Annotated in this window: 21 protein-coding genes; 6 read left to right on the plus strand and 15 right to left on the minus strand. The window is 71.3% G+C overall.

The window, feature by feature from the left end; genetic code table 11:
• The coding region (locus tag AWQ70_RS36530; RefSeq protein ID WP_067186707.1) for an Rv2578c family radical SAM protein at window positions 1–993 on the minus strand (993 nt) is incomplete at its 3' end.
• Between the two features lie 400 nt (window positions 994–1,393).
• Between AWQ70_RS36530 and AWQ70_RS36535 the strand changes: the two genes are divergently transcribed.
• Window positions 1,394–1,675, plus strand: a complete 282-nt coding sequence (locus tag AWQ70_RS36535) for a DUF3040 domain-containing protein (RefSeq protein WP_067186709.1) — start codon at window positions 1,394–1,396, stop codon at window positions 1,673–1,675.
• A 34-nt stretch (window positions 1,676–1,709) separates the two neighbouring features.
• On the opposite strand, the gene AWQ70_RS36540 is transcribed toward AWQ70_RS36535, so the two are convergent.
• The 3 genes from AWQ70_RS36540 to AWQ70_RS36550 form a co-directional block, all read right to left on the minus strand.
• The gene (locus AWQ70_RS36540) at window positions 1,710–3,500 is read right to left on the minus strand and encodes a serine/threonine-protein kinase (RefSeq protein ID WP_245647322.1); all 1,791 of its coding nucleotides are present in this window, start codon (window positions 3,498–3,500) and stop codon (window positions 1,710–1,712) included.
• A gap of 93 nt (window positions 3,501–3,593) precedes the next feature.
• A complete protein-coding gene (locus tag AWQ70_RS36545) occupies window positions 3,594–5,207 on the minus strand; it encodes a penicillin-binding transpeptidase domain-containing protein (RefSeq protein WP_067186713.1) in 1,614 nt (537 codons plus the stop codon).
• A 66-nt stretch (window positions 5,208–5,273) separates the two neighbouring features.
• Window positions 5,274–5,924: a lysophospholipid acyltransferase family protein gene (locus AWQ70_RS36550; RefSeq protein ID WP_067186742.1), complete on the minus strand. Its 651-nt coding sequence runs from the start codon at window positions 5,922–5,924 to the stop codon at window positions 5,274–5,276.
• 644 nt (window positions 5,925–6,568) lie between these two features.
• Between AWQ70_RS36550 and AWQ70_RS36555 the strand changes: the two genes are divergently transcribed.
• Window positions 6,569–7,102, plus strand: coding sequence for a GNAT family N-acetyltransferase (locus AWQ70_RS36555; protein ID WP_245647323.1), 534 nt, complete (start codon window positions 6,569–6,571; stop codon window positions 7,100–7,102).
• Between the two features lie 18 nt (window positions 7,103–7,120).
• Here the strand turns inward: AWQ70_RS36555 and AWQ70_RS36560 are convergent, their stop codons facing one another.
• On the minus strand, window positions 7,121–7,723 hold the full coding sequence (locus AWQ70_RS36560; protein ID WP_067186715.1) for a class I SAM-dependent methyltransferase: 603 nt from the start codon (window positions 7,721–7,723) through the stop codon (window positions 7,121–7,123).
• Between the two features lie 609 nt (window positions 7,724–8,332).
• On the opposite strand from AWQ70_RS36560, the gene AWQ70_RS36565 reads away from it, so the two are divergent.
• Window positions 8,333–8,809, plus strand: a complete 477-nt coding sequence (locus AWQ70_RS36565; RefSeq protein WP_067186720.1) for a TipAS antibiotic-recognition domain-containing protein — start codon at window positions 8,333–8,335, stop codon at window positions 8,807–8,809.
• A gap of 610 nt (window positions 8,810–9,419) precedes the next feature.
• Here the strand turns inward: AWQ70_RS36565 and AWQ70_RS36570 are convergent.
• Both AWQ70_RS36570 and AWQ70_RS36575 read right to left on the minus strand, forming a co-directional pair.
• Window positions 9,420–10,748: a glycosyltransferase gene (locus tag AWQ70_RS36570; RefSeq protein WP_067186722.1), complete on the minus strand. Its 1,329-nt coding sequence runs from the start codon at window positions 10,746–10,748 to the stop codon at window positions 9,420–9,422.
• Entirely contained in the window at window positions 10,741–11,343 is a 603-nt protein-coding gene (locus AWQ70_RS36575) for a TetR/AcrR family transcriptional regulator (protein WP_084518207.1), read from the minus strand. The genes AWQ70_RS36570 and AWQ70_RS36575 overlap by 8 nt, the downstream gene beginning before the upstream one ends.
• Before the next feature lie 143 nt (window positions 11,344–11,486).
• Between AWQ70_RS36575 and AWQ70_RS39670 the strand changes: the two genes are divergently transcribed.
• Complete coding sequence (locus tag AWQ70_RS39670) at window positions 11,487–11,657, plus strand: hypothetical protein (protein WP_174552459.1); 171 nt, start codon at window positions 11,487–11,489, stop codon at window positions 11,655–11,657.
• Window positions 11,658–11,702: 45 nt separating this feature from the next.
• Here the strand turns inward: AWQ70_RS39670 and AWQ70_RS36580 are convergent, their stop codons facing one another.
• Window positions 11,703–12,662, minus strand: a complete 960-nt coding sequence (locus AWQ70_RS36580) for a tyrosine-type recombinase/integrase (RefSeq protein WP_067186724.1) — start codon at window positions 12,660–12,662, stop codon at window positions 11,703–11,705.
• 130 nt (window positions 12,663–12,792) lie between these two features.
• Between AWQ70_RS36580 and AWQ70_RS36585 the strand changes: the two genes are divergently transcribed.
• On the plus strand, window positions 12,793–13,563 hold the full coding sequence (locus AWQ70_RS36585; protein WP_169808802.1) for an aminotransferase class IV: 771 nt from the start codon (window positions 12,793–12,795) through the stop codon (window positions 13,561–13,563).
• Window positions 13,564–13,608: 45 nt separating this feature from the next.
• Here the strand turns inward: AWQ70_RS36585 and AWQ70_RS36590 are convergent, their stop codons facing one another.
• Window positions 13,609–14,037 (minus strand): hypothetical protein, encoded by a 429-nt coding sequence (locus AWQ70_RS36590; protein ID WP_067186729.1) that lies wholly within the window; start codon window positions 14,035–14,037, stop codon window positions 13,609–13,611.
• A gap of 146 nt (window positions 14,038–14,183) precedes the next feature.
• On the minus strand, window positions 14,184–14,996 hold the full coding sequence (locus tag AWQ70_RS36595) for a hypothetical protein (protein ID WP_067186732.1): 813 nt from the start codon (window positions 14,994–14,996) through the stop codon (window positions 14,184–14,186).
• 241 nt (window positions 14,997–15,237) lie between these two features.
• Between AWQ70_RS36595 and AWQ70_RS36600 the strand changes: the two genes are divergently transcribed.
• On the plus strand, window positions 15,238–15,990 hold the full coding sequence (locus AWQ70_RS36600; protein ID WP_067186734.1) for an NUDIX domain-containing protein: 753 nt from the start codon (window positions 15,238–15,240) through the stop codon (window positions 15,988–15,990).
• A gap of 110 nt (window positions 15,991–16,100) precedes the next feature.
• Here AWQ70_RS36600 and AWQ70_RS36605 read toward each other — a convergent pair whose 3' ends face one another.
• From AWQ70_RS36605 to AWQ70_RS36625, 5 genes are all read right to left on the minus strand, one after another.
• Window positions 16,101–17,864 (minus strand): SpoIIE family protein phosphatase, encoded by a 1,764-nt coding sequence (locus AWQ70_RS36605; RefSeq protein ID WP_157530893.1) that lies wholly within the window; start codon window positions 17,862–17,864, stop codon window positions 16,101–16,103.
• Between the two features lie 148 nt (window positions 17,865–18,012).
• A complete protein-coding gene (gene narI, locus AWQ70_RS36610) occupies window positions 18,013–18,759 on the minus strand; it encodes a respiratory nitrate reductase subunit gamma (RefSeq protein ID WP_067186736.1) in 747 nt (248 codons plus the stop codon).
• Window positions 18,756–19,502 carry a nitrate reductase molybdenum cofactor assembly chaperone gene (gene narJ, locus AWQ70_RS36615; protein WP_067186738.1) on the minus strand — a complete coding sequence of 249 codons (747 nt, stop codon included), beginning with the start codon at window positions 19,500–19,502 and terminating at the stop codon, window positions 18,756–18,758. Before narJ ends, narI begins: the two co-directional genes overlap by 4 nt.
• Window positions 19,499–21,157 carry a nitrate reductase subunit beta gene (gene narH, locus AWQ70_RS36620; RefSeq protein WP_067186740.1) on the minus strand — a complete coding sequence of 553 codons (1,659 nt, stop codon included), beginning with the start codon at window positions 21,155–21,157 and terminating at the stop codon, window positions 19,499–19,501. Before narH ends, narJ begins: the two co-directional genes overlap by 4 nt.
• Window positions 21,157–24,122: nitrate reductase subunit alpha (locus AWQ70_RS36625; protein WP_067186750.1), on the minus strand; the 2,966-nt coding region annotated here is incomplete at its 5' end. The genes AWQ70_RS36625 and narH, both read right to left, overlap by 1 nt.

Here is a 24,122-nt window from a genome sequence, read left to right on the forward strand (position 1 = left end):
GGGCCGCTCCCGGGCCGGCCCGCGCGCCGCCCGGCCGCCGGACCGGCCCACGCCGTGCCGGCGGGCGAGCTCGGCGACCTCGCGGCCGATCCGCTCCTGGTACGCCTTCGGCGCGTAGGCCCCCCTGCCGTACAGCTCCTGGTAGCGGGGGACGAGGCGCGGGTGCTCGCGGGAGAGCCAGCCGAGGAACCACTCCCGGGCGCCGGGGCGCAGGTGCAGCACGATCGGCGCGACATGGGTGGCGCCGGCCTCCGCGATCTCGCGCACGGTCTCCTCCAGCGCCCGGGGGGAGTCGGTGAGGTAAGGGAGGATCGGGGCCATCAGCACGCCGCACGGGATGCCGTGGCCGTTCAGCGTGGCGCAGACCTCCAGCCGCTTGCGCGGCGCGGGCGTCCCCGGCTCGACCGAGCGCCAGACGTCCCTGTCGAGGAAGCCGACGGACACGGCCGTGCTCACCTCGGTCACGTCGGCGGCCTCGGCGAGCAGGTCGAGGTCGCGCAGGATCAGCGAGCCCTTGGTGAGGATCGAGAACGGGTTGGCCGCGTCCCTGAGCGCGGCGATGATGCCGGGCATCAGGGCGTACCGCCCCTCGGCCCGCTGGTAGCAGTCGACGTTCGTGCCCATCGCGATGGACGCTCCGCGCCACCGGGGCGCGGCCAGCTCCTTGCGGACGAGCTCCGGCGCGTTGACCTTCACCACGATCTTCGAGTCGAAGTCGCGGCCCGCGTCCAGGTCGAGATACTCGTGCGTCCGGCGGGCGAAGCAGTAGACGCAGGCGTGGCTGCACCCCCGATAGGGGTTGACGGTCCACTCGAACGGGACACGGCTCGCCCCGGGCACCCGGTTGACGATCGACCGGGCGTGGATCTCGTAGAACGTGATCCCTCTGAACTCGGGGGTGTCGAACGTCCTGGTCACGGCGCCTCGGGCGAACAGCGGCGTGACCGCGTCGCCCGGGCCGGTGTCGTCCAACCGCAGGTTGTCCCAGCGCATGATTCGATTAGAACAAGATTTCGATACCGATCGCAACTCGGGCGGGCCGCCGCGAGGGGCCCGCAGCGGTCGGCCGCGGCGTGGCGGCGTTCGCCGGCCGGCGTCCAGCCGGAACCGCGCACGACTGCGGCGCCTCCGGCGCGGGGCCCTGTCCTCCGGCGGAGGGCGGCAAACGCCCCGATCGGTCCTTGATCTGGATGGGCGCCGCAAGAACCTGCAATCAGGTCAACGTGCACTACACGACTCAAAAGTTACGCGGAGTTACGTCTTCTCTGGCCGCGCGGGCACCCGTGGCGCGCGAAGCCAACGGATCTTAAATACCCGACCAGGAAACGGCTAACGATCTTCATCGTTGGGCAGAACGTCCGCACACACCTTGCGTCACGGGAGGTGCGCCACTATGGCCTGGTCCCAGGATGAAGAGCGGATGCTGGCGTTGATCGAGCAGCACCTCACCGATGAGGATCCGCGGCTCGCCGCCCGGCTTGAATCGTTCAACGAGCGTGTCGAGCGTCGCCAGAGTCGTCAGCGGGGAAGACGACGCGACGACCACGTGCGTCGGCGAGGCATGCCGCGGCGGTCCACGATCATCATCGTGGTGAGCTGGCTGCTGATCGCCACCTTGATCGCCACCTTGCTGATCATGGCGCTGCACCACGACGCCGCCGCGCTCCCGGCCTGAGCCACGGGCCGTTCCGGAGCGCCGGCGGCGCGGATCAGCGTGATGTCCCCGGCGACCCTCGCATCGTGAAGTTGTCGAAGCCCATCTTGAGCGTCGTCGCGCTCTTCTCGCCGACGCGCGTCAGGATGCCGACCAGGCCGCTCGGCAGTGCCCGTCCGTCGACCACCGACGCGACGCGGGACCCGTTGACCCACATGGTCAGTTCCACGCCGTCCTCGGTGGCCCGGCACCTGGCCTGCACGCTGGTCGGCGCGCCCTGTTCGGACGGCGCGGCCTCGACGGACGAGGTGAGGTCGCCGCCCGCGTCGTCCACCACCTTCCTGATCCTGGCCCGCCCGCCCGTGTCGAGGAGGAACTCGTAGCGGGTGATCTTGCTGCCCTGCGGGCTCTGGCGGCAGAACAGGCCGTACTCGCCCGTGCCTCCCTTCAGCTCCCTGACCGTGCTCTCCACGCCCAGCAGGTAGTCGTCCGGGACGACGGGCGTCGGCGTCGCGTCCGGCGAGGGGCTCTGCGGCTCCGTGGCGAACGGGATCGGCGCGTCCTCCCACAGATCGTTCTTGTCGTCGCCGTAGGCGTCCATGCCGTAGAAGCCGCCCGGCGCGTAGCCCTGCCGGCGGTACTCCTCGCCGGTGTACTCGTTGCCCCAGTCGGTGCCGCTGCGGTTGAAGTCGTCCTGGTACAGCAGCGGCAGGTCGGTCGGCGGAGCGCCGGGCGCGAGCATCGCGTACAGGCCGACGCCGCCCGCGACGACGAGCGCGGCGGCGCCGACGCCGATCATCATGCGGGTGCGGCGGGCGACGGAGGAGGACACCCGGGTGGGGCCGGTCGGTCCGTCGGATCCGGGGCCGCCCGGGAAACCGGGGGACGGCGTCCAGGACCCCGGAACGGCCGGGGAGGGCCGCTCGGCGTGGGCCGTGTACGTCGCCGTGGGCTGGGGCGGGTGGGGGACGGTCGCGGAGGGGGCGGCGGCGGTCTGCTGCCAGGTCTCCCGCACCGAGTGCGCGGCCTGCTCCGGGGCGGCGGCCCGGCCCACCATGTGGTCGAGGAGCTGCTGCGAGGTGGGCCGGAGGTGCGGGTCCTTCGCCAACGCCCGGCTGACGAGGTCGCGCAACGCCGGGTCCAGCCCGTCGAGGCTGGGCTCCTGGTTGAGCACCTGGTACAGCACCGCGTGGAGGGTCTCGCCGTGGAACGGCGTGCGGCCGGTGGCGGCGAAGGCCACCAGGCACCCCCAGGAGAAGACGTCGCAGGCCGGGGTCACCGGCTCGCCGCGCAGCACCTCCGGAGACATGTAGCGGGGGGTGCCGATGAGCTCCCCGGTTCCGGTGATCCCGCCGAGCGTGTCCTTGGCGCGGGCGATGCCGAAGTCGATCACCCGCGGGCCGACGGGCGAGAGCAGCACGTTGGACGGCTTGAGGTCCCGGTGGATCACGCCCGCGCCGTGGATGGCGGCGAGCGCGGTCGCCACGCCGACCGCGAGGGCGTCCAGACTGGAGCCGAGCAGCGGCCCCGAGGACCGCACGGCGTGCTCCAGACTGGGGCCGGGGACGTACTCGGTGACGACGTAGAGCTGGTCGCCGTCGAGCGCGGCCTCGATCACCGCCGCGGTGCAGAACCGCCGGACCCGGGAGGCGGCGTCGGCCTCGCGCCGGAACCGCATCCTGAACTGCTCGTGCCGGCTGAACTCCGGGTTGATCACCTTCACGGCGACGCGCTGCCCGTTCGGGGACTCGCCGAGGTAGACCGTGCCCATGCCGCCCGCGCCCAGGCGTCCGAGCAGGCGATATGCGCCGATGTGAAGGGGGTCTCCCGGAGTGAGGTCGTTCACCAGGCCATCCAACCGCGTACCGTTACGTTTCGCACATTCAGCGGCAAAGCCTACAGAGATCTCCTCCGGACGAGCACGGCCGCGAGCGGCGTCTCAGCCGAGCGCCTTGAGGAAGGCGGCGGCGACCGGCGCGGCGACCTTCCCGCCGCCGCCCCCGCCCTCGACGACGATCGCGAACGCCACGTCGCCGCGGTAGCCCATGAACCAGGCGTGGGATTCCAGCTTCTCGCCGGTGCCGAACTCGGCGGTGCCGGTCTTGCCCGCCGTACCGGAGGGGAGGCCGGCGGCACGGGCGGTGCCCTTGCTCACCACGGCCCTCATCATGGAGCGCAGGTGCTCGGTGGCGCCGTCCGGCAGCGCCTTGGGCGCGACCTTCTGCTTGATGGAGGGGACCAGCGTCGGCGGGCGCCAGGTGCCGTCCGCGACCGCCGCCGCGACCGTCGCCATGACCAGCGGGCTCGCGGTGATCCGGGCCTGGCCGAAGGACTCCGCGGCCAGCTCGGCGTCGCTGGTCGCCTTGGGCATGCTCGCCTTGGTGGCGTGGACCCCGATGGTGAGCGGCTGGTTGAAGCCGAGGCCGGAGGCGACGTCGTAGAGCTTCTGCGCGCCCAGCTTGGACGCGGCCAGCGGCGCGAAGGTCGTGTTGCACGAGTGCGCGTAGGAGTCGAGGAACGACAGCCCGCCGAACGCCTCGTGGTCGGAGTTGCGGATCTTCAGGCCGCCGACGGTGACGGTCTTGGGACAGGTGACCCGCGCCGACGGGGTCAGCCCCTCGGCCAGCAGCGCGGCGGCGGTGACCGTCTTGAAGGTGGAGCCGGGCGGGTAGCGGCCGTCGAGCGCCCGGTTGAAGCCGCCCATGTTGTTGACGACCGCGAGGATCTCGCCGCTCGACGGCCGTACGGCGACCAGGGAGGTCGGTTTCTCCACGCCGCGTACGGCGTCGGCGGCCGCGCGCTGGACCCGGAGGTCGAGGCTGGTCGCGAGGTCGCGGCCCGTGACGCCCTTGATCGTCTTGAGGGTCTTGTCGCCCGAGCGGATCTCGGTTGTCGGCGTGCCGGCGAGCGCCTTCTGGAAGGTCTCCTGCAGGCCGCCGCGGCCGATGGCGTCACCGGTCTTGTACGCCGAGCCCAGGGACTTCAGGTCCTTGGCGGTCGCCTTGTCCAGGTATCCGACGAGTTGCGCGACGGAGCCGCCCACGTCGCCGCCGTCGATGCGGTCGCCGTTCGCGTCGGTGATCGCGCCGCGCCGCGGCCAGGTCGTCCGGAGGGACAGGTGGTTCGCGCCGGTGAGTTCCGGGTGGGCGGCGCGCGGCGTCCAGGCGACCTTCCAGTGGCGGTCCTTGACCGCGAGGTCGATCGTCCCGTCGTAGCTCCACTCGCCGATGTTCTTGAGCGTCGCCGTCGCGGTGTACGCGGCGGTGGCGCGGTCGTCGCCCGAGGGCGTCACCGCGCCGAGCGCGACGGCGACGGCGGTGGCGCCGAGGTTCTTGGTGAGCTCGGCGTACGCGGCCTCGAAGCCGGGCGCCTGCTCGGCCAGCTCGGCCTTCATCGCGGCCAGGTCGCCCCGGGACCAGGCGTCGGCGAACCGCCGCGCGGTCTCCTGTGGCGTGCCGCGGGTGTGCAGGACGTAGTAGGCGCCGCCCGCCGCTCCGCCGGCGACCAGCACCGCGACGGCGGTCGAGATCGCGATCGTACGTCCTCGGGGCATGCGCCGCCTCCCAGCCTCGAAACCGGCACAGAGCCTATCGCGGTCAAATCGCCATACAAGCCTCGGTCAGGATCCGTTCTTGACGCTGGACGCGTATTTGGCCACGTACTCCTGGCCGGACAGGTCGCGGATCCCGGCCATGATCTCGTCGGTGACCCGACGCCGGTCGCGGGCGCTGCCCGGGTCTCCCGTGTACACGGTCGGCGCTCCGAGCCGCACGCCGATGCGGGTGATGCGTGGCACGGTCGCCCCGGGGGGCAGCACGCGGTCGACGCCCTTCATCGCCACCGGGATGACCGGCGCGCCGGTGGTGAGCGCGAGCCAGGCCACACCGATCTTGCCCTTGTAGAGGCGGCCGTCGGGGGAGCGGGTGCCCTCGGGATAGATGCCGAACAGCTCGCCCGCCTTGAGCACCTCGGCCGCGGCGTCCAGCATCGCCTGCGCGGCGCCGGCGCTCTCCCGGTCGATGGCCAGGTTGCCGGTGGTGCGCATGAAGGTCGCCGTCAGCGGGTTGCCGGTGAAGTACTCGTTCTTGGCGACGAACGTCACCTTCCGCGGCAGCAGCGACGGGAGGAAGAACGAGTCGAGGATGGACAGGTGGTTGGACGCGAGGATCGCGGGCCCGGTCTCGGGCACGTGCTCCTTGCCTTCGACCACCGGGCGCCACAGCAGCCGCACTGCGGGAGCGGTGACAATCTTGGCGATGCGGTAGAGCACGGGCACTCCTCAGGATCTCCGCCGGTCCGGCCTCACGCGGACGGCGACGCGGTCAACCCTAAGCCAGCGCGGGGGGCGACCGCCGTGCGCGCCGCGTGCCAAGATTCCGTACGGCCTGGGCCGGATCGTCGTCGAGTGGCGGAAACCCCCGCGAGACCGGGTCTCGCGGGGGTTTCGACGTTTAGGCCGATGTGGTGGTCGCCTCCTCGGCGAGAGGCACAACACGGCTCCAGCCGAACGGTATTCCGTGAAGGCGGTAATTGCGGCCCGGGGGACACATCCACATCGGCTCCCTCAGCTTATCGGACGCGTGGCCGTGATGATTCCGGCTCCCCGCCTTCCTGGCCTTCCATTACCTGTCGTTATGGCAACCTATATCCGTTTTGTCGTGATTCCGTGGAGGTGGAGAACGGCTCGAAGGGAGTCCGGCCGCCTGGCCGACCGCACGCCCCCGGCTGCACCGCGGCGGGCGGCACGGGGCGATGAAACAGGAAGACGCCGCTCCGTCACGAGGGCGACGGCGCCGATGACGGCGAGGATGAGCGCAGTCCGGTCCGCCGTCACCGACCTGGGGCGGGCGAGCCCGCCCCGGGGGCCGTCCCGGTGAGCGCGGCTCGCGATCGCCGTGCCGGTACGGTGAACGAGTGATCGAGACCGAGCGGCTGGTGCTGCGGCGCTGGCAGGAGAAGGACCGTGAGCCGTTCGCGGCGTTGAACGCCGACCCCGAGGTGATGGAGCACTTCCCGTCGACGCTGACGCGGGAGCGGAGCGACGCGCTGGCCGATCGCATCGCGGCGGAGTTCGACGTGTGCGGTTTCGGGCTGTGGGCCGTCGAGCTGTCGGGGGAGTTCGTCGGCTTCACCGGCCTGTCCGTTCCGCGGTTCACCGCGCACTTCACGCCGTGCGTGGAGATCGGGTGGCGGCTGGCCAGGTCCGCCTGGGGGCACGGCTACGCGAGCGAGGCGGCGCGGGCCGCGCTGGAGTACGGCTTCGGCGTGGCCGGGCTGAAGGAGATCGTCTCGTTCACCGCGGTGGTGAACACACGCTCGCGGCGGGTGATGGAGCGCATCGGGATGACCCGCGACCTGGACGGGGACTTCGACCATCCGGCGCTGGCCGAGGACAGCCCGCTGCGGCGGCACGTCCTCTACCGGATCGGCGCCGGCGACCCGAGGTAGGGGGCCGGCCGGCCCGGCTCAGTCCCGCGGCTTGCGCCAGGTGATGCTGTAGCGGAACAGCAGGTGGCGGCGGTACCGGGAGCCGGGCAGGAGCTCGGCGGCCAACTCCCGCATCCGCGCGTACGTGACCGGCGGCGGCCACACCGTGGGGGACGGATGCTCCCAGTGGCCCTTCACGGCGCGGTGGAAGGTGCCGACCGCGACACCGGCGAGGTCGCGCGGCAGGTCGCCGGGCATGGTGCTGCGGGCGAGGCCCACGACGGCCAGGACGCCGCCGGGGCGGAGCAGGTCGCGCATGCGGGCCAACCCCGTGGCGGCGTCCATGTGGTGCAGGGTGGCCACGGACGCGATCACGTCGAACGAGGCGGGCTCGAACGGGTGGGTGAGGAAGTCGCCGAGGATGTAGTCGACGTCGTCCGGGTGCTCGCGGGCCTGCTCGACGCTGACCGCGTGGAGGTCGATGCCGGTGACGTCCGGCACGGCCCGCCGCAGTTCGCGGGCGAGCATGCCCTCGCCGCAGCCGACGTCGAGGGCGCGCCGGGCGCCGTCAGGGATCGCGCGCAGGATGTGCGGGTGGTAATGGATGTTGTGATTCCATCGCCTGCCGTTCGTCACTGACATGTGATCATCCTGCCGGACACGGGGCCGACACACCGGCGACATCGCGCGATCAGGTGTCGCACGCGGTTCGACGAGACGGCGCACCGGACCGTGAGGCCGGCGCGGCGCCGCACATTCCGAGGGGTGTCCATGTCCGGGCGGAACGCCTCGACGGTGAAGACAATGCCGCGTACCGGGGCGGGATCCTGGAGGAACGAGGAGAAGTGGCCGGGCTCGCGACCGCCCCCGCCGCGTGCCTCAGACGGATGCGGCCTCCCACACGAACCCGTCGGGGTCGGTAGCCACGTCTCTGCGCTATGCGGGGAGACTCACATCAGTGACTCCGGGGTCGAGCAGCAATGGAACGGCCAGTGGCGTTAGCGAGGCGTCGGGGCGCGGCTTGCCGCCACTCGCCGTTCCGATCCGGGTGGCTGCCGGGGCGGCCTACGAATCCTTGGCTTCTGGGGTCCCGGTAGTACGGGGGAAATTTCCAACGGAGATGCCTGACCTGCGAACCCGGCACGGCAGACCAGTCACCCGGCAGCGAAGTCGCAGGATTCGGCCTATCGCAGTCACGCCGCCGAAAACGGCTTGACCCTCACGTAGCGTCAAGCCGTAGGGTCTCGGCCCATGAGTGACAAGAAGATCCGGTCCCCGCTCAGCGACGAGGAGAAACGCGAGGTCTGGGGCGAGTGGGCCGACCATGAAGGCGAGTACCTCGACGAGGTGGAGCAACGGTGGGGGGACAGCACCGCGTACGCGCAGTCCGCGAAGCGCGTCGCGGCCTACGGCAAGAAGCAGTGGGAGCAGATCAACCGCGACAACGCGGCGATCGAGGCGCGGATCCGTGAGCTGATGGACGCCGGCGCCGACCCGTCGAGCGAGGCGGCGATGGACGTGGCCGAGGCGCAGCTGCAGCACATCGCCCGCTGGTTCTACGACATGACGCACGAGTTCCACGTTCAAAAGAGCTACCTGTACGTGGAGGACCCGCGTTTCCGGGCGGGCATCGAGGCGAACACCCGGCCGGGCGCGGCGGAGTGGCTGCAGGAGGCGATCAAAGCCAACGCTGCGCGCGCCGCCGAGGCTCCGACCACAGCCGGGTGACTGGTCTGCCATGCCGACTTGGTTCGCAGGTCGGGTATCTCCGTTGGAAATTTCCCCCGTACTACCGGGACCCCCGTCTGTGAGCGTCTTGTGGACGACGCCGATGGAGACCTTGACGCCGGCGGCGATGGTGCGGATGGATTCCCCGCGCTGGCGACGGGCGAGGATGGCGCGCGTTTGTCGTCGTCGACCACGGGTCGGCGGCCACCGACCCGGCCGCGGCGGCGGGCCGCCTCCAGGCCGTCCTTGGTCTTGCGAACGATGTCACGGCGCCGGTCCTCCGACAGGGCCAGGGCCAAATCGAGAATCAGGGAGCGCTCGGTGTGCTCGCCGGCCGCGATGCCCTCCAGCACCTTGACCGCGATGCCGCGCTGGAACAGGTCGTTGAGGACGATGAGTCCTTCGAGAGTACGCCCGAAAGGGGCAGCCCCCTCTCTCCAGGGAAAGAGCTGGTCAATGGGTACGGCGGGGCGGCGCGAGGCGGCTGGTGACGGCGGCGATGGCCTCGGTGCCGGGACCCACCCGTTCTTCCAGCGCACGACCGATCAAGATGTGATGCGCAAGCGCGGCGTCCAGCTCGAATCCTGGGGCCCTTCGCCGGTTTGCGGGGTCAGTTCGACAATGTCCGCGCAGGCCCGGACGGTTCGGCCGTGTCGTGCTCAGCAGTGCTCTTATTCCTGCCGGTCGCTCGTTCGGCGAGGGCCTCGAGTTCGGCGACCGCTCGGTCGGTGGCCGTCTCGGCGGCGATCTCGGTCGCCAGTCGCCGCGCTTCGCGCTGGTAGGAGGGCTCGTGGAGGACACGGTCGAGGGCCCGGGCGATCGTGCGAGGTGAGGCGTTCTTGCTCACGGTGATGCCGGCGCCGGCGAGTTCGACATGCCGTGCCACCTCGGACTGGTCGCGTCCGAGCGGCACGCAGACCAGGGGGACCCCGGCGGCCAGGGACTTGACGGCCGTCCCGTGGCCGGCGTGCGTGATCGTCACCGCGGCGTGGCGCAGCGCGGTGGTGTGCGGGGCGGCCGCGGCGACCAGGACGTTGCCGGGCGCGCGGATCGTCGCCGGGTCCACGGCCGGGCCGGTGGTCAGCAGCCCGCGCACCGGAAGCGTGCCGAGGGCTTCGGCGATGCGCTCGAGCTGCGTGCGCTGGTTCATGAACGATGAGCTCAGGCTGGCCAGAACCAGCGGTGCGTCACCCTCCGGCAGCTCCAGTTCCCCCGCCCAGGCCGGGTCGTCGAGCCGTGGGCCGACGTGCCGCAGGTAGGCGGGGAAGCGCCTGCCGGGATAGTCCAGCGCACGCGGGGACAGCACGAGCATCCGGTCGACACGACCGAACGCGTCGACCACCGAGTCCACCGGCGGCAGACCGTGCGCGGCGCGGGCGGCGTTCAGCGCCGGCAGTCCCTTCCCCCACGGTTTGAGCATCATCTGTGTCAGCACCCGATCGCGCAGGCGCCCCAGCACGCCCGAAGCGGGGGCCAGACCCGGACCGGGCGGTGGCGCCCCCGGCGTGGGGAGCGGATAAAGGGTCGTCACCAGCGAGGCCACGGGGATCCCGGCGGCCTCGCCACCGGTGAGCGCGCCGAGCAGCATGTGCTCGGCGACCAGCACGTCGGCCGGGCGGGCACGCAACTCGGCCAGCGTGTCCCGGGCGTAATCGGCCGCGGGGCCGCAGACGATGCGGTCTCTCAGCCGCGCGAACGCGCCGAGCGGTGTGCGGGTCTCGAAGTCCTTGATGACGTCCTTGGCCGGATCGGTGGCGTCGCCCTGGGGCGCCGTGGTCCAGGCGATCGGTTCCACGCCACCGGGGACTTCCTCGTGCAGTGACCTGTCGGCCAGCACCCGGACGGCGTGGCCGCGTTCGTGCAGCGCACGGGCGATCGACAGGACGGGCGGCACGGCTCCGCCGCCGGACCAGGTGGCGAACAGGAACTTCTTACGCATCGTGTCTCTTTCGGGGGTCGATCGAGGTCAACAGGTCGCACATGGCACGTTCGGCGTCCTCACGCGACAGGCCGAGGTCGCGCCGCCACAGCTTCCACAGGTAGACGTCCGTGGCGGCGTAGTGCAGGTTCAGCGCATGCTCGCGGGCGGGCCCCGGGGCGGGGAGGCGGTCGGCGAAGACCTGTTCCAGCCACGAACGATGCTGGGTGCGCGCGTGAGCGGCCGCCCGGGCGATCGCCGGGACACGGTCCATCTGCGCGGTCCAGAGCACGTTGGCGTCGCCGTTCCCCTCGTAGTCCGCGAAGAGCACGGCCACGATCGCCGCCACATCACCGGTCGGCGCCTGACGGGTGACCGCCGTTTGCGACGCCACCCGGTCGGCGACGGCGTCGGCCAGCCCGTCCTTGCCACCGAAGTGGTTGACGATCGTCTGCACCGACACGCCCGCCTCGTCGGCGACGTGCTGCAGCGTGACGTCGTCGTACCAGCTCCGCATCCACAGCGCGGCCGCCGCCTCCAGCACGCGCGTACGCGTGACCTCCATGGCCGCGGCGCGGGCACCCATGCGGTACGGACGCCTGGTCCCACTTTCCATGGAGTCATATCTATATTCAATTGACGCACAGGTCAAGCGAAAATCCGCGACCAAGCACCTGCAGACCCTTGACGGAGCGGTCTGGTGCGGGGTGAGCGGTGTCGTAGCGGCAGCGGTGCTCGGTGATCTGCTGCAGGTGGGCGGTGGCAATCGCCTTGCAGATCATCCCGGGAGGCGGCGAGGTCGATCCCGATGCCATCGGCGCCCGGTACTACCGCTTGTACCGGCAGCGAGATCAGGCCGAGGAAGTCATCGGCGATCTGGAGGCGTTCCGTACCGTGGTCGCCCAATACTCAGCGAATCGCGCGCCCTGACCGGTGAACCGAGCCGCGGGTCCCGGAGGCGCCCCGGGCCATGTATCAGCGCAGCGGCTTGGCGGCGGGCATGGACAGCCGGTCCACCGCTTCCCTGCGGCGGCGTTCCGGCCGCCGGTCGTAGCGCGCGGTCGTCGCGGGGGAGGCGTGGCCGACCAGGGCCTGAGTGGTGGCGAGGTCCACCCCCGCGTCGAGCAGTTCGCCGATGAAGGTGCGCCGGAAGTCGTGCGGGGTCCGCTTGGCGGCGCCGGCGTCGGTCAGGCGGCGGGCCACGATGTCGGAGACGGCCTGACCGCTCATGTGCGTACGGCGGAGCCGGCCCGCCTTGTTGATCCCGCAGAACAGCGGGCCCGCCTCCCCGCCGCGTACGGAGAGCCAGAGCTCGAGCCGGGCGACGGCGGGGGCGGTGAGATAGACGAGCCGTTCCTTGTCGCCTTTCCCGCGTACGCGGAGCGACCGGGACGCGGAGTCGAAGTCGGCCAGGCTGAGCCCGGCGAGCTCCGCCCGGCGGCAGCCGGTGGAGTACAGCACGGCGAGGATGGCGGCGTCGCGCCGCCCGGTGGGGGAGTCGTCGCCGTCGCAGGCGGCGAGCGCGGCGCCCATGACCTCGGGGGGCACGTGCCCTCCGGCGGGCACCCGGGTGTGCTTGTAGGCGGGCAGGTCGGCGGCGCGCTGGTAGTCCTCGCTGGTCATCAGGCCGAGCCGCCACGCTTCCTTGAGCACGCGCCGCAGCGCCACCAGGTGCTTGTTGACGTGCGAGGGGGACCAGCCCTGCTCGCGCATCGCCGTACGGAGGCGGATGGTGTGCTCGTAGCGGAGGCGCTCCCACGGCTGGCCCGCGCCGGTGGCGGTGGGGTCGCCGGTGATGAGCCGGGCGATCCGGTCGAGGCATCCGCGCATGGTCCGCTTCGACTCGGGGCTGGGGAGCGAGTCGAGGTAGGCGTGGTAGGGGTCCCCCCCGGGGAGGGTGGGAGGGCCGGAGTCGGGCACGGCTGGGAAGTTCATCGCCGCTGATCCTATAATGAATCTACAACGTAAAGGCGCTGGGCTGTTCGAATTTCCCAGAGAGTGGACCAGAATCCCTCATCGAGGGGGAACCGCCCGGCGTCGCGGGTGGTCCCGGATGGGAGGGGCTGTGGCGATCGGGCGCACGGTGATCGAGGGGCGGGTCGTCGGGACGGACGCCGGCCTCGCTGTGGATGCGAGGTACGGGCATTTCACCGCCATGCAGGTGAGGGGCGGACGGGTGCGGGGGCTCGACCTGCACCTGGACCGGCTGGAGACGGCCGGTCGCGAGCTGTTCGGCGCCGGGGTCGGCCGTGAGCGGGTGGTGGGCTCGATCCGGGCCGTCCTGGGGGACGACATCCGGGACGCGAGCGTCCGGGTGTACGTGCTGCTGGAGGGGGAGAGCCCGCGGGTGTTCGCGACGGCCCGGCCGCCTGTGGACCTGGGGGGCGCGCCGCGGAGCGTCCGCCCGGTCGTCTACCAGCGGTACCTCCCGCACATCAAGCATGTCGGCGGCTTTCCGCAGCACCATCTGGGGCGGCTGGTCGCGGCCGATGGGTACGACGAGGCGCTGCTCACGACGGCGGACGGCGTGATCGCGGAGGGGGCGGTCACGAATGTGGGGTGCTTCGACGGGGAGACCGTCGTCTGGCCGGAGGCGCCGATGTTGCGCGGCATCACGATGCGCCTCCTGGAGGCGGCGATGGAGCGTTCGGGTGTGCGCCAGGAGCGCCGTGTGATCAGGGTGGGCGACCTGCCGGCGTACGACGGGGTCTTCCTCACGAACTCGCGAGGGATGGTCGCGGTGGGCCGAGTGGGCGCCGTGGCGCTGAACGTGGATCCGGAGGCGATGCGGCGGCTGGGCGAGCTGTACGAGAGCGTCCCCTGGGATGCGATCTGATCCGCCTGAGTGGATGAGAGGGGAGTTCCCTCCCGCCGCGCTCGCTCATTCGGCAGGTTCCCGGTCCTCTGGTTCGCCGGCGAGTGCGCGGGCGGCCGCGACCTCGTCGCCGTCCCACCCCCAATGGCCTTCGCCCTGATGCCGGGCCTGTTCGTCGATCCATCGCTGGTGCGCTTCCCAGGCGGACTGCTTGGCGGTGCCCAGCGCGGCGCCGATCTGCGACCAGGAGGCTCCGGCCCTGCGGGCCGATCGCACCGTGAGCTGACGTCCGTAGCTCGCCTTGCGCGCGATCACTTCGCCCAGTGCGAGGAGTTCCAGCGCCTCCTCCCGGGTGAGGGGCCGGTCGGCCGATGCGGATTCGGAGTCGTCCTCCTCGGCCGGCGAGGCGAGGGCCTCGCGGGTGCGCAGCGTGTCATAGCGCTCGACGGCGGTCAGCAGCGTGAACTGGCGTTCAAGATCCTCGGGAGTGAACATGCCTCGAGTATCAGCGTCAGGATAGCCTGACGTCAAGTTGGCCTGACGCCGCGTTGGGTGGAGTGGGGAGGGCGAGTGGGCGGCGCAGGTGAGGGGGTGAGCCGTGGCTCTGAACGAGGGCGGGAAGGAGGGGGTACGCGCCGGCTTCAGGGCTCCAGGGGACTCTCGTCGATGTTCTCGATGCGGGCGTGGAGAACCTGCTCGTTGATCTCCAGGTTGTTGATCAACCTCAGGGTGGCGACGAGGGTGTTGCCGAGGAGTTCTCCTGCCACCTCGCCGTACTCGACCTGGTAGACGGCGTCGGCCCGGTCGTGGTCGGCGGTGCCGCGCGGGTCTGGCCAGGCGCCCTCGGCGCCGATCTCGGCAGCGCGCAGGAGGGGGGCGACGGCGTGGCTTTTGGCGCGGGGGAGGCTGAGGGTGAGGAGGTCGCGCTCGATCCTCCTGAGGCGTACGCCTTCCGGCTCGCCGCCGAAGAGCAGGGCGTAAAGCACGTCCTTGGCCTGGCACAGCAGCGCTTCGCCCTGCGGAGAGCGGCAGGACGCCGGGATCGGTTCGGCGCCCTTCGGGGGTGGGTTGCGCAGGTAGCCGGCCGCCTCCAGGACGTCGCGTTTGAGCGCGGCGTAGCGCTGGAGGTAGCGGGGGAGGGACTCCTCGTCCAGGTGCAGGAGGCGGATGCGGGCGGCGCGTTCTGCGCGTTCCTCCTCGGTTTCCCGTACGGGTCGTTCGTGGCGGGCCTGGGCCGGGACGGCGGGTGGGGCGTTCCGTCCGGGATCCGGTCGCGTGTCGCCGCCCGTGTCGCCGCCCGCGCCGGTGCCGGTGTCGTCGAGCCGGGCCAGCGTCAGGATCTGCTCGACCAGCCATTCGGTGGGCTGCGCGCGCAGGTGGTCGCGGAGGCGTTCGCGTAGCTCGTCGGCCAGTTCGTCCCGGATCCGAGTGACGATCTGGGTGATTTCTGACAATCGTTCCCCCTGGTCATGTGGTCGGAGTCCGGCCATTGTGGCAGTGGGCGCCGTCGCGTTCCGGGAGTTGGGGATATCGGGTTCTCGCCGCCTGACCGGTGTGATCCCGGTGGCGCCGTCGTGGTCCTGACGGCGATGGTCAGCCGTCGCCCGCCGGGCCCGACCGTCTGCTCGCGGGGGCGTTGCCGGGTCGGAGCCGTCGTGGAGCGTCTCCTGCTCGGTCGTCCGAGGGTGTGCCAGCATGAGCGGGGTGATCGAGCCGTCGCCGCGACGTTCCGGCGTTCAAGTCCTGGAGGTCGACCGTCTCCGCCTGGTCGAGGCCGCCGGGCCGCGGCTGTCGCCCGAGGATCGGCTGGCGATGGACCGCGTCTGGGAGGAGGCGGTCCGGGCCAACCCGTGCCTGTTCGACGGGCCGGTGGTGGCGTGCGCGCGGCTGGATCATGAGGGGCCGCACGACGTGGTCCTCGGCTGGGTGAGGACCACCTATCGGCACTACGCGTTGCGTCGGCTGCCGGATGCCTCGTTGTGGCTGCCGTCCCTGTTCGTCGCCGTCGTGCAGCCGTCGGACGACGGGTGCCTGCTGGTGGGGCGGATGTCGTCGTCGACGGCCGCTCCCGGTCGGTGGCAGTTGCCCGGCGGTTCCGTCGAACCGCCGGAGGGCCGTGATCGCCTCGATGCGGCGGCGCTGCGGCGGCATGCCGCCAGGGAACTGGTCGAGGAGACGGGGGTGGACGTGGCGCCCGACGACCTGACCTTGTGGGTCCTCACGCGTGGTGAGAGCGGGAACGTCGGTGTGCTGTTCCTCGCTCCGTGCCGGCCGGCGTCGTTGCTGCGGGAACGGTTCGCGGCCGCGGTGTCGTCGGAGTGGGCGCTGGGGCGTGAGCCGGAGCTGGACCGGATCGCCCTGGTCCGCTCCCCGGCCGAGGTGGCGGGCCTGGGTGGGCCGTGCGTGGACTACCTGGAGCCGGTGGTCCGCCGGTACGCGGGGTGCTGAGGGGCGGACCGCTGCCTCGGCCGTCGCCGTACGAAGGTGGCGCGCGCCCTCATGCTGCGGTGCGTGCCCTCTTGGGGGGAAGGCACGGCGGCGGGCGGCGGTCTCCTCGCTCATGCCGGTGATCGCGGTGACGACTCTCGCGTCGCTTGCTCGGCGGGCAGGCGGAGGGCCACCAGCGCGACGTCGTCCTCGTTGTCGGCCGGGCGGGCCCGTGAGATGAGCCGGTCGCAGAAGATTCCGAGGGGGCGGCGGGCGAGCGAGGCGGCGTGGCGGGCGAGGTCGGCCATTCCCCGGTCGATGGAATCGCGCGGTGACTCGATCATGCCGTCGGTGTAGAGGACGAGGGTGGACATGGGCGGGAGCAGGGTCGTGGCGTCGGGGCGCAGCGTGGCCAGGCCGGTGCCGAGCAGGAGGCCCTGGCCGTCTTCGAGGTAGGAGACCTTGCCGTCGTCGGTCACCAGCAGGGGCGGCGGGTGGCCTGCGCTGGTCCAGCGCAGTCGCCAGGGTCCGCCTTCCGGGCCTTCCACGCGGGCGAACACCAGTGTGGCCATGGTGGCGGTGCTGATGTGCGGGATGGCGCGGTCCAGTCGGTCGACGACGAGGCTGGGCGCGAGTCCGCCGTACTCCCAGGCATAGGCGCGGAGCATGTTGCGGAGCTGGGACATCTGGGCGGCGGCGGTGAGGTCGTGGCCGATCACGTCGCCGATCACGAGGGCGGTGGCGCCGTCGGAGAGGACGAACAGGTCGTACCAGTCGCCGCCGACCTCCGAGGCGTGCGGGGCGGCGATGTAGCGGGCGGTCATCTGCAGGCCGTCGATCTCGGGCATCGGCGGGAGGAGGTGGCGTTGCATGGTCTCGACCGATCGGCGTTCCCGCTCGTACAGGCGGGCGTTGTCGACGGCGAGTCCGGCGCGGCGGCCGATGTCGTCGACGAGTGCCAGCTCGCTGGGGTCGAACTTCCTGGGGTCGGCGGCGCGGCCGACGGTGAGGGCGCCGAGCACCTGCCTCAGGCGGCCGCGCAGCGGTGCGATGACGGCGGAGTGCATTCCGGTGGAGGCGAAGAGGTCGCGCTGTACGGCGGCTATGCCCGAGTCGGGGAGGATGTCGTACGTCTCGCGGGCGACCAGCGTGGTGGGGGCTCCGAGCAGCACCTGGGAGAGGGGTTGCCGCGAGTGTTCGGCGACGGGGGGCATGGGGCCCTCCAGTTCCTCGACGTTCGCGATGGCGCCGTTCTCGTAGTGGACGACGGTGACGCGGCGTACTTCCTCGTTGTCGTCGAGCAGGTCGACGATGGCCCAGTCGGCGAGGCGGGGGAGGACGAGGCGGACGAGGCGGCGAAGTGCCTCGTCCATGTCGAGGGTGGAGGTGAGGGCGACCGTCGTCTCGGCGACGAGGGCGAGGCGGTCGGTGAGGGCGAGGAGTTCGGTGTTGTGTGAGCGGTCCGGCTCCTCGGGGTTTCGGGGGGAGAAGACGACGATGGCTCCGGTGTGTTCGTCGTCGATGGTGTAGGCGGTGCTGACGCAGCTCACGGGCAGGAGGGAGCCGTCGCCTCGGGCGAACCACTCGACGTCGGCGTGTGCGGTGCCGCCGGCGAGGAACGCCTGGAGCAGGTGGCATGCGGACCGTTGGGCGATGGTGCCGTCGCAGGCGCGGTGCAGGGCCTCGTGGGCGTCGGTGCCGAGGAGGTCGGCGGCGGTCCTTCGGAGCAGTTCCTCGCCGCGGGGGTTGATGTAGACGAGCCGTGCCCACCGGTTGAGGACGTAGACGCCGGCGTCGACGGAGGGCAGGAGCCGCTGGAGCAGGAGGTCGCGGTCGTGGGGGTCCGGCTGCCGGGGTTCCTGTGGTGGTGTCTCGTGGCGCGCCGGGTCTGCCATGGCCGTTCTCCTCTCGGGAGAGGACTCGCCTGCCGTTGTCGCCCATCTCCCATCATCGACCCTCGGGTGGAGGCGGCGGACGGGGGGACGCGGGGCACAGCCGGCGTGGGTGGGCGGTCCCGGGCGGCCGGCCGGCCATCGTCCGGGGTCAGGCGGTGGGCGGGCGGGTCGGTTCCCAGCCGCGCCGGGTGGGCCGGGTGCCGCGGGCGCCGCGGAGGTCGCGGCTGCGGTACACGATGTACGGCCGGGTGAGATAGCCGATCGGTGCGGTGAGTACGTGTACCAGCCGGGTGTAGGGCCAGATGGTGAAGAGCGTGAGCGCGCAGAGCGCGTGGATGCGGTACACCAGCGGGGCTCCGGCCATGAGGGATGTCTCGGGCTGGAAGGCGAAGATGGAGCGGAACCAGGGCGAGATGGTGGTCCGGTAGTTGTATCCGGAGCCGATGATGTTGGCGTCCACGGTGGCGGTCAGGCCGAGGACGATGGTCAGCGTGAGCACGACGTACATGAGCTTGTCGTTGCGGGTGGTGGCCAGGAAGACCGGGCCGACGGTGCGGCGGCGGTAGATGAGCAGGGCGATGCCGATCAGGGTGCAGGCGCCGGCGACGGTGCCGAGTGCCACGGCCAGGAAGTGGTAGGCGTTCTCGGACAGGCCGATCGCGCGGGTCCAGGTTTGCGGGATGAGGAGCCCGATGACGTGCCCGACCAGGACGACCAGGATGCCGAAGTGGAACAGCGGGCTGGCGACGCGGAGCAGGCGCCGTTCGTAGAGCTCGGAGGAGCGGGTGGTCCAGCCGAACTTGTCGTACTTGTAGCGCCAGATGCTGCCGATGACGAACGAGGCGAGCGCCACGTAGGGGAAGGCGCCCCACAGGAGCACGGCCAGGGTGTTCATCGTTCGCCTTTCGTCGGGGCTGAGGGCGCCGGCGGTGCCGGCGGCGGTGGTGGGGCCGACGGAGGCAGGAAGGGTGTTCCGGACGGTGAGAACGGGTCCAGGCCGACCTCTTCGGCGGGTGGTCCTTGGGCGGCCAGGCGGAGTGCGGTGGCGCGTTCGCGGGGGCCGGGTGGGGGGAGGGTGGCCAGGACGGCGGCGACGACGTGGGCGTAGGGGGAGTATTCGGCGGTGAGGGCTTGGTGCAGGACGTGGATGCCGGCGTGGTGTTCGCGGAGCAGGCGGATGGCGTGGTCGGTGGCGCCGCGTCCGGAGAGTTCGCAGACGGCGGCGAGGTGGTCGGGGAGTTCGCCGTCGGGTGGCTGGTATCCGGCGGCGCGGTAGGCGTGGTTGAAGCGCAGGAGGGCCATGCCGCGGCGGCGGGTGTCGCCGTAGGTGTAGTAGGTGAGGTAGGGGCAGCAGCGGCGTTTGAGGTCGAAGACGGCGACGTAGTGGGCGGCCAGGTCGGGCAGGGGGGTGGTGTCGAGGTGGGCGAGGAACGCGGCCAGGTGCCGGCTCGCCTCCCCGATCCCGCCGGTCCCGGTCTCACCGGTGCCGTTCCCGAGCGTGGCCACGGCGTCGTTGAGGATCGGGCGGGCGTCCGTCAGGCGCTCGTCGGGGTAGCCGAGCAGGATCGAGGCCACCATGTGGACGGTGCGCTCCGCGCCGTTCCCGGGGGTGGCGGGTCGTCGGCCGCGTCGGATCATGAGTCCTTCCTCTTCCGTTTGGGGAACAGCCCTTCGGGCAGTCCCTTGCCGTCCCAGTTGAGGAGGTTCACCCGTTCGCGGCGCTCCTCCAGTGTGAGGAGGGCGTCGCTTTCCTGCCGGTGTCTGAGGGCGTGGAAGGTCTCCACCGCTATGGGGGCGGGCTCGCCGGACGCCTCGCCGAACGGGCCGCCCATGCCGGGGCCGCCCTCGTAGTCGAGGCTGCATCCGGTGTCGAGTTCCTCCATCTCCGGCCCCTGCTCGGGGTGCGCGGTCGGGATCACGTAGCGCTCGTGGTAGGCGGCGATGGCGAGCAGCCGGTGCATCTCCTCGATCTTCTCGCCCGTCATGCCGACGGCCGTGGCGATCGACTCCTTGCGGGGCCGGCCCAGGTTGATCCGGCGCATGTAGGAGCGCATCGCGGCCAGGCGGCGCAGCACCGCGCGTACGGGTTCGGGGTCACCGGCGGTGAAGAGTTCGGCGAGGTACTCCACGGGGATGCGCAGGGCGTCGATGGCGCCGAACAGGTTCCCGGCCTCCTCGCCGTCGTGGCCGGTGCTCGCCAGCGCGTCCACGACCGGGGACAGCGGCGGGATGTACCAGACCATGGGCAGGGTGCGGAACTCCGGGTGCAGTGGCAGCGCCACCCCGAAGTCGAAGATCAGCTTGTGGATCGGGGAGCGGCGGGCCGCCTCCAGCCAGTCCTCGGGGATGCCCTCGCGGCGGGCCGCCGCGATCACCTCGGGGTCGTTGGGGTCGAGCAGGACGTTCTTGTGCGCCTCGAACAGGTCCTTCTCGTCCGGGACGGTCGCCGCCTCGGTGACCCGGTCGGCGTCGTACAGCAGCACTCCGAGATAGCGCAGCCGCCCGACGCAGGTCTCCGAGCACACCGTCGGCAGCCCCACCTCCACTCTGGGGAAGCAGAACGTGCACTTCTCCGCCTTGCCGGTGCGGTGGTTGAAGTAGACCTTCTTGTACGGGCAGCCGGTCACGCACATCCGCCAGCCGCGGCACCGGTCCTGGTCCACCAGCACGATGCCGTCCTCCGAACGCTTGTACATCGCGCCGGACGGGCAGGAGGCCACGCACGACGGGTTCAGGCAGTGCTCGCAGATGCGCGGCAGGAAGAAGAGGAAGGCCCGTTCGAAGTCGAGTCGCACTTGTTCGGACATCTTGCGCAGCACGGGGTCGGCGCGGGTGAGTTCGGGGCCGCCGCCGAGGCCGTCGTCCCAGTTCGCGCTCCAGGCCACCTTCGTGTCCTGGCCGGTCAGCAGCGACTTGGGCCGGGCGACCGGGATGTCGTCCTGCTCGGGGGCGGTGAACAGGCGGTCGTAGTCGTACGTCCAGGGTTCGTAGTAGTCCTGGATCGACGGCAGCAGCGGGTTGGCGAAGATGGTGAGCAGCTTGCGCAGCCGCCCTCCGGCCCGCAGGTGCAGCCGCCCCCGGCGGTTGAGTTCCCAGCCGCCCTTCCACTTCTCCTGGTCCTCGTACTCGCGGGGGTAGCCGAGGCCGGGGCGGGTCTCGACGTTGTTGAACCAGACGTACTCGGTGCCGGCCCGGTTGGTCCACGTCTGCTTGCAGGTGACCGAGCAGGTGTGGCAGCCGATGCACTTGTCCAGGTTCATCACCATGGCGATCTGGGCCATGACCCTGCTCATCAGTACTCGACCTCCTGGGAGCGCCTCCGGATGACCGTGACCTCGTCCCGCTGGCTCCCCGTCGGCCCGAGGTAGTTGAAGGCGAACGAGAGCTGCGCGTAGCCGCCGATCAGATGGGTCGGCTTGACCAGCAGCCGGGTCAGCGAGTTGTGGATGCCGCCGCGCTTGCCGGTGGTCTCGCTCTTCGGCACGTCGACGACCCGTTCCTGGACGTGGTGCATGTAGGCCGTGCCTTCCGGCATGCGGTGGGAGACGACGGCGCGGGCGACGACGACGCCGTTGCGGTTGACCGCCTCCACCCAGTCGTTGTCGGCGATGCCGGCCTTCGCGGCGTCCTGGGGGCTCATCCAGATGGTCGGCCCGCCGCGTGACAGCGTCAGCATGAGCAGGTTGTCCTGATATTCGGAGTGGATCGACCACTTCGAGTGCGGTGTGAGGTAGCGGACGGTGATTCCGCCGCCCTCGCCCTCGCCGACGCGGGGCTCGCCGAACATGGCGGTGATGTTCAGCGGCGGGCGGTAGACGGGCAGCGCCTCGCCCGCCTCCTGCATCCAGTCGTGGTCGAGGAAGAAGTGCTGCCGCCCGGTGAGGGTGTGCCACGGTTTGCGGCGTTCAACGTTGACGGTGAACGGCGAGTATCTGCGGCCGTCGCCCTCGATGCCGGACCACTCGGGCGAGGCGATCACCTCGGTGGGCCGGTCCTGGGTGTCGGTGAAGGTGACACGGCGGTGTTCGGCGGCCAGGCCCGTCAGGTCGGTCCCCGTACGGCGGGCCAGCGTGGCGAAGCCCTGGGCGGCGAGCCGGCCGTTGGTCGAGCCGGACAGGGCGAGGATCGCCTCGCACAGGTGGCTGTCGGTCGCCAGAGATGGGCGGCCGGCGGCCGTGCCGCCATGTACGGCGCCGTTCTGGGCGAGCAGCCAGGAGACCTCGGCGCCGACGTCGAACTTCACGCCTTTGGTGGCGGCGCCGAGGCGGTCGAGGAGGGGGCCGAGTGCGGCCATCTTGTCGGCGATCGCGCCGTAGTCCCGTTCGACTGTGATGATCTTGGGGAAGGTGCGGCCGGGGACGGGGGTCTCGCCGGTTTCGCGCCAGTCGCGCACGCGGCCGTGCGGGGTGGCCAGTTCGTCGGGGGTGTCGTGGGTGAGCGGCGCGGCGACGATGTCGCGGCGCACGCCCAGGTGTTTCGCGGCCAGGGTGCTGAAGGCGCGGGCGATGGCGTGGAAGGCGGCGAAGTCGGTTCTGGTCTGCCAGGGCGGGTCGATCGCGGGGGTGAACGCGTGGACGAAGGGGTGCATGTCCGTGGAGGACAGGTCGTACTTCTCGTACCAGGTCGCGGCGGGCAACACGATGTCGCTGAACAGCGTGGTCGAGGTCATGCGGAAGTCCAGCGACAACAGCAGGTCGAGCTTGCCGCGCGGGGCCTGGTCGGGCCAGGTGACCTCGCGCGGCCGCCGCCCCGGCGCGGCCTCTCGTGCGCGTACCGACGATCCGGCGCCGAGCAGGTGTTTGAGGAAGTACTCGTCGCCTTTGGCGGAGGAGCCGAGCAGGTTGGAGCGCCACACCGTGAGGACGCGCGGCCAGTTCTCCGGCGCGTCGGGATCCTCGCAGGCGAAGCCGAGCCGTCCCGACCGGATCTGGTCCACGATGTACGGCCCGGCCTCCTGGCCGGACGCCTCCGCCTCGTCGGCCAGGTCGAGCGGGTTGCGGTTGAACGTCGGATACGACGGCATCCAGCCCAGCCGCGCCGACTGGGCGACCAGGTCGGCGGTGGCGCGGCCGGCGAAGGCGCCGTCGCCGAGGGGCGAGGCCATGACGTCGGCGGAGTAGGCGTCGTAGCGCCACTGGTCGGTGTGCAGGTACCAGTACGCGGTGCCGATCATCTGGCGGGGCGGCCGCGACCAGTCCAGGGCGTGCGCGAGCTGGGTCCAGCCGGTGAGGGGGCGGATCTTCTCCTGGCCGACGTAGTGCGCCCAGCCGCCGCCGTTGACGCCCTGGCAGCCGGTGAGGGTCAGCATCGCGAGGAAGCACCGGTAGATGGTGTCGGAGTGGAACCAGTGGTTGGTCCCGGCCCCCATGATGATCATCGATCGGCCCTGCGACTCCTCGGCGTTGGCGGCGAACTCGCGGGCGATCCTTGCCGCCTTCTCCGCCGGCACCGACGTGATCTTCTCCTGCCACGCCGGGGTGTACGGGGTGGCCGGGTCGTCGTAACCGGTCGGCCACTGGCCGGGCAGCCCCGGCCGGGCCACGCCGTACTGCGCCAGCAGCAGATCGAAGACCGTGGTCACCAGGTGGCCGCCCACCCGCCGCACCGGGACACCTCTGCGCAGGACGCCGGCGGCGGGCTGGTCGAAGCGCGGCAGGGCGACGACCGCGGAGTCGGCGTCACCCGTGTCGTGGAGGGTGAGGGCGGGGTCGATGTCGCCGAGGTCGAGGTTCCAGCGGCCCTCGCCCTCCTGCGCGTACCGGAAGCCGAGTGAACCGCCCGGGATCGCGGGCTCGCCGGTGCGCCCGTCCAGGAGGACGGTCTTGAACGCGGCCTCGGGCCCGTCTTCGCCCAGGTCGGCGGCGGTGAGGAACTTGTCCGGCACGAGGTCGCCGTCGTGTTCGCGGAGCCGGACCAGGAACGGCAGGTCGGTGAAACTCTTCACATACCCGGTGAAGTACGGCGTCTGGCGGCGGACGAAGTGTTCGGTGAGGATGACGTGGCCCATCGCCATCGCCAGCGCGCCGTCGGTGCCCGGGTGCGGGGCCAGCCACTCGTCGGCGAACTTGGCCGCGTCGCTGTAGTCCGGGGACAGCACGACCACCTTCTGGCCGCGGTAGCGCGCCTCGGCCATGTAATGCGCGTCCGGCGTACGCGTCACCGGGACGTTCGACCCCCACAACATCAGGTAGGCCGCGTCCCACCAATCGGCCGACTCCGGCACGTCCGTCTGATCCCCGAACACCTGCGGCGAGGCCA

The organism is Microtetraspora niveoalba (genome assembly GCF_001570405.1).
GTDB lineage: Bacteria > Actinomycetota > Actinomycetes > Streptosporangiales > Streptosporangiaceae > Microtetraspora > Microtetraspora niveoalba.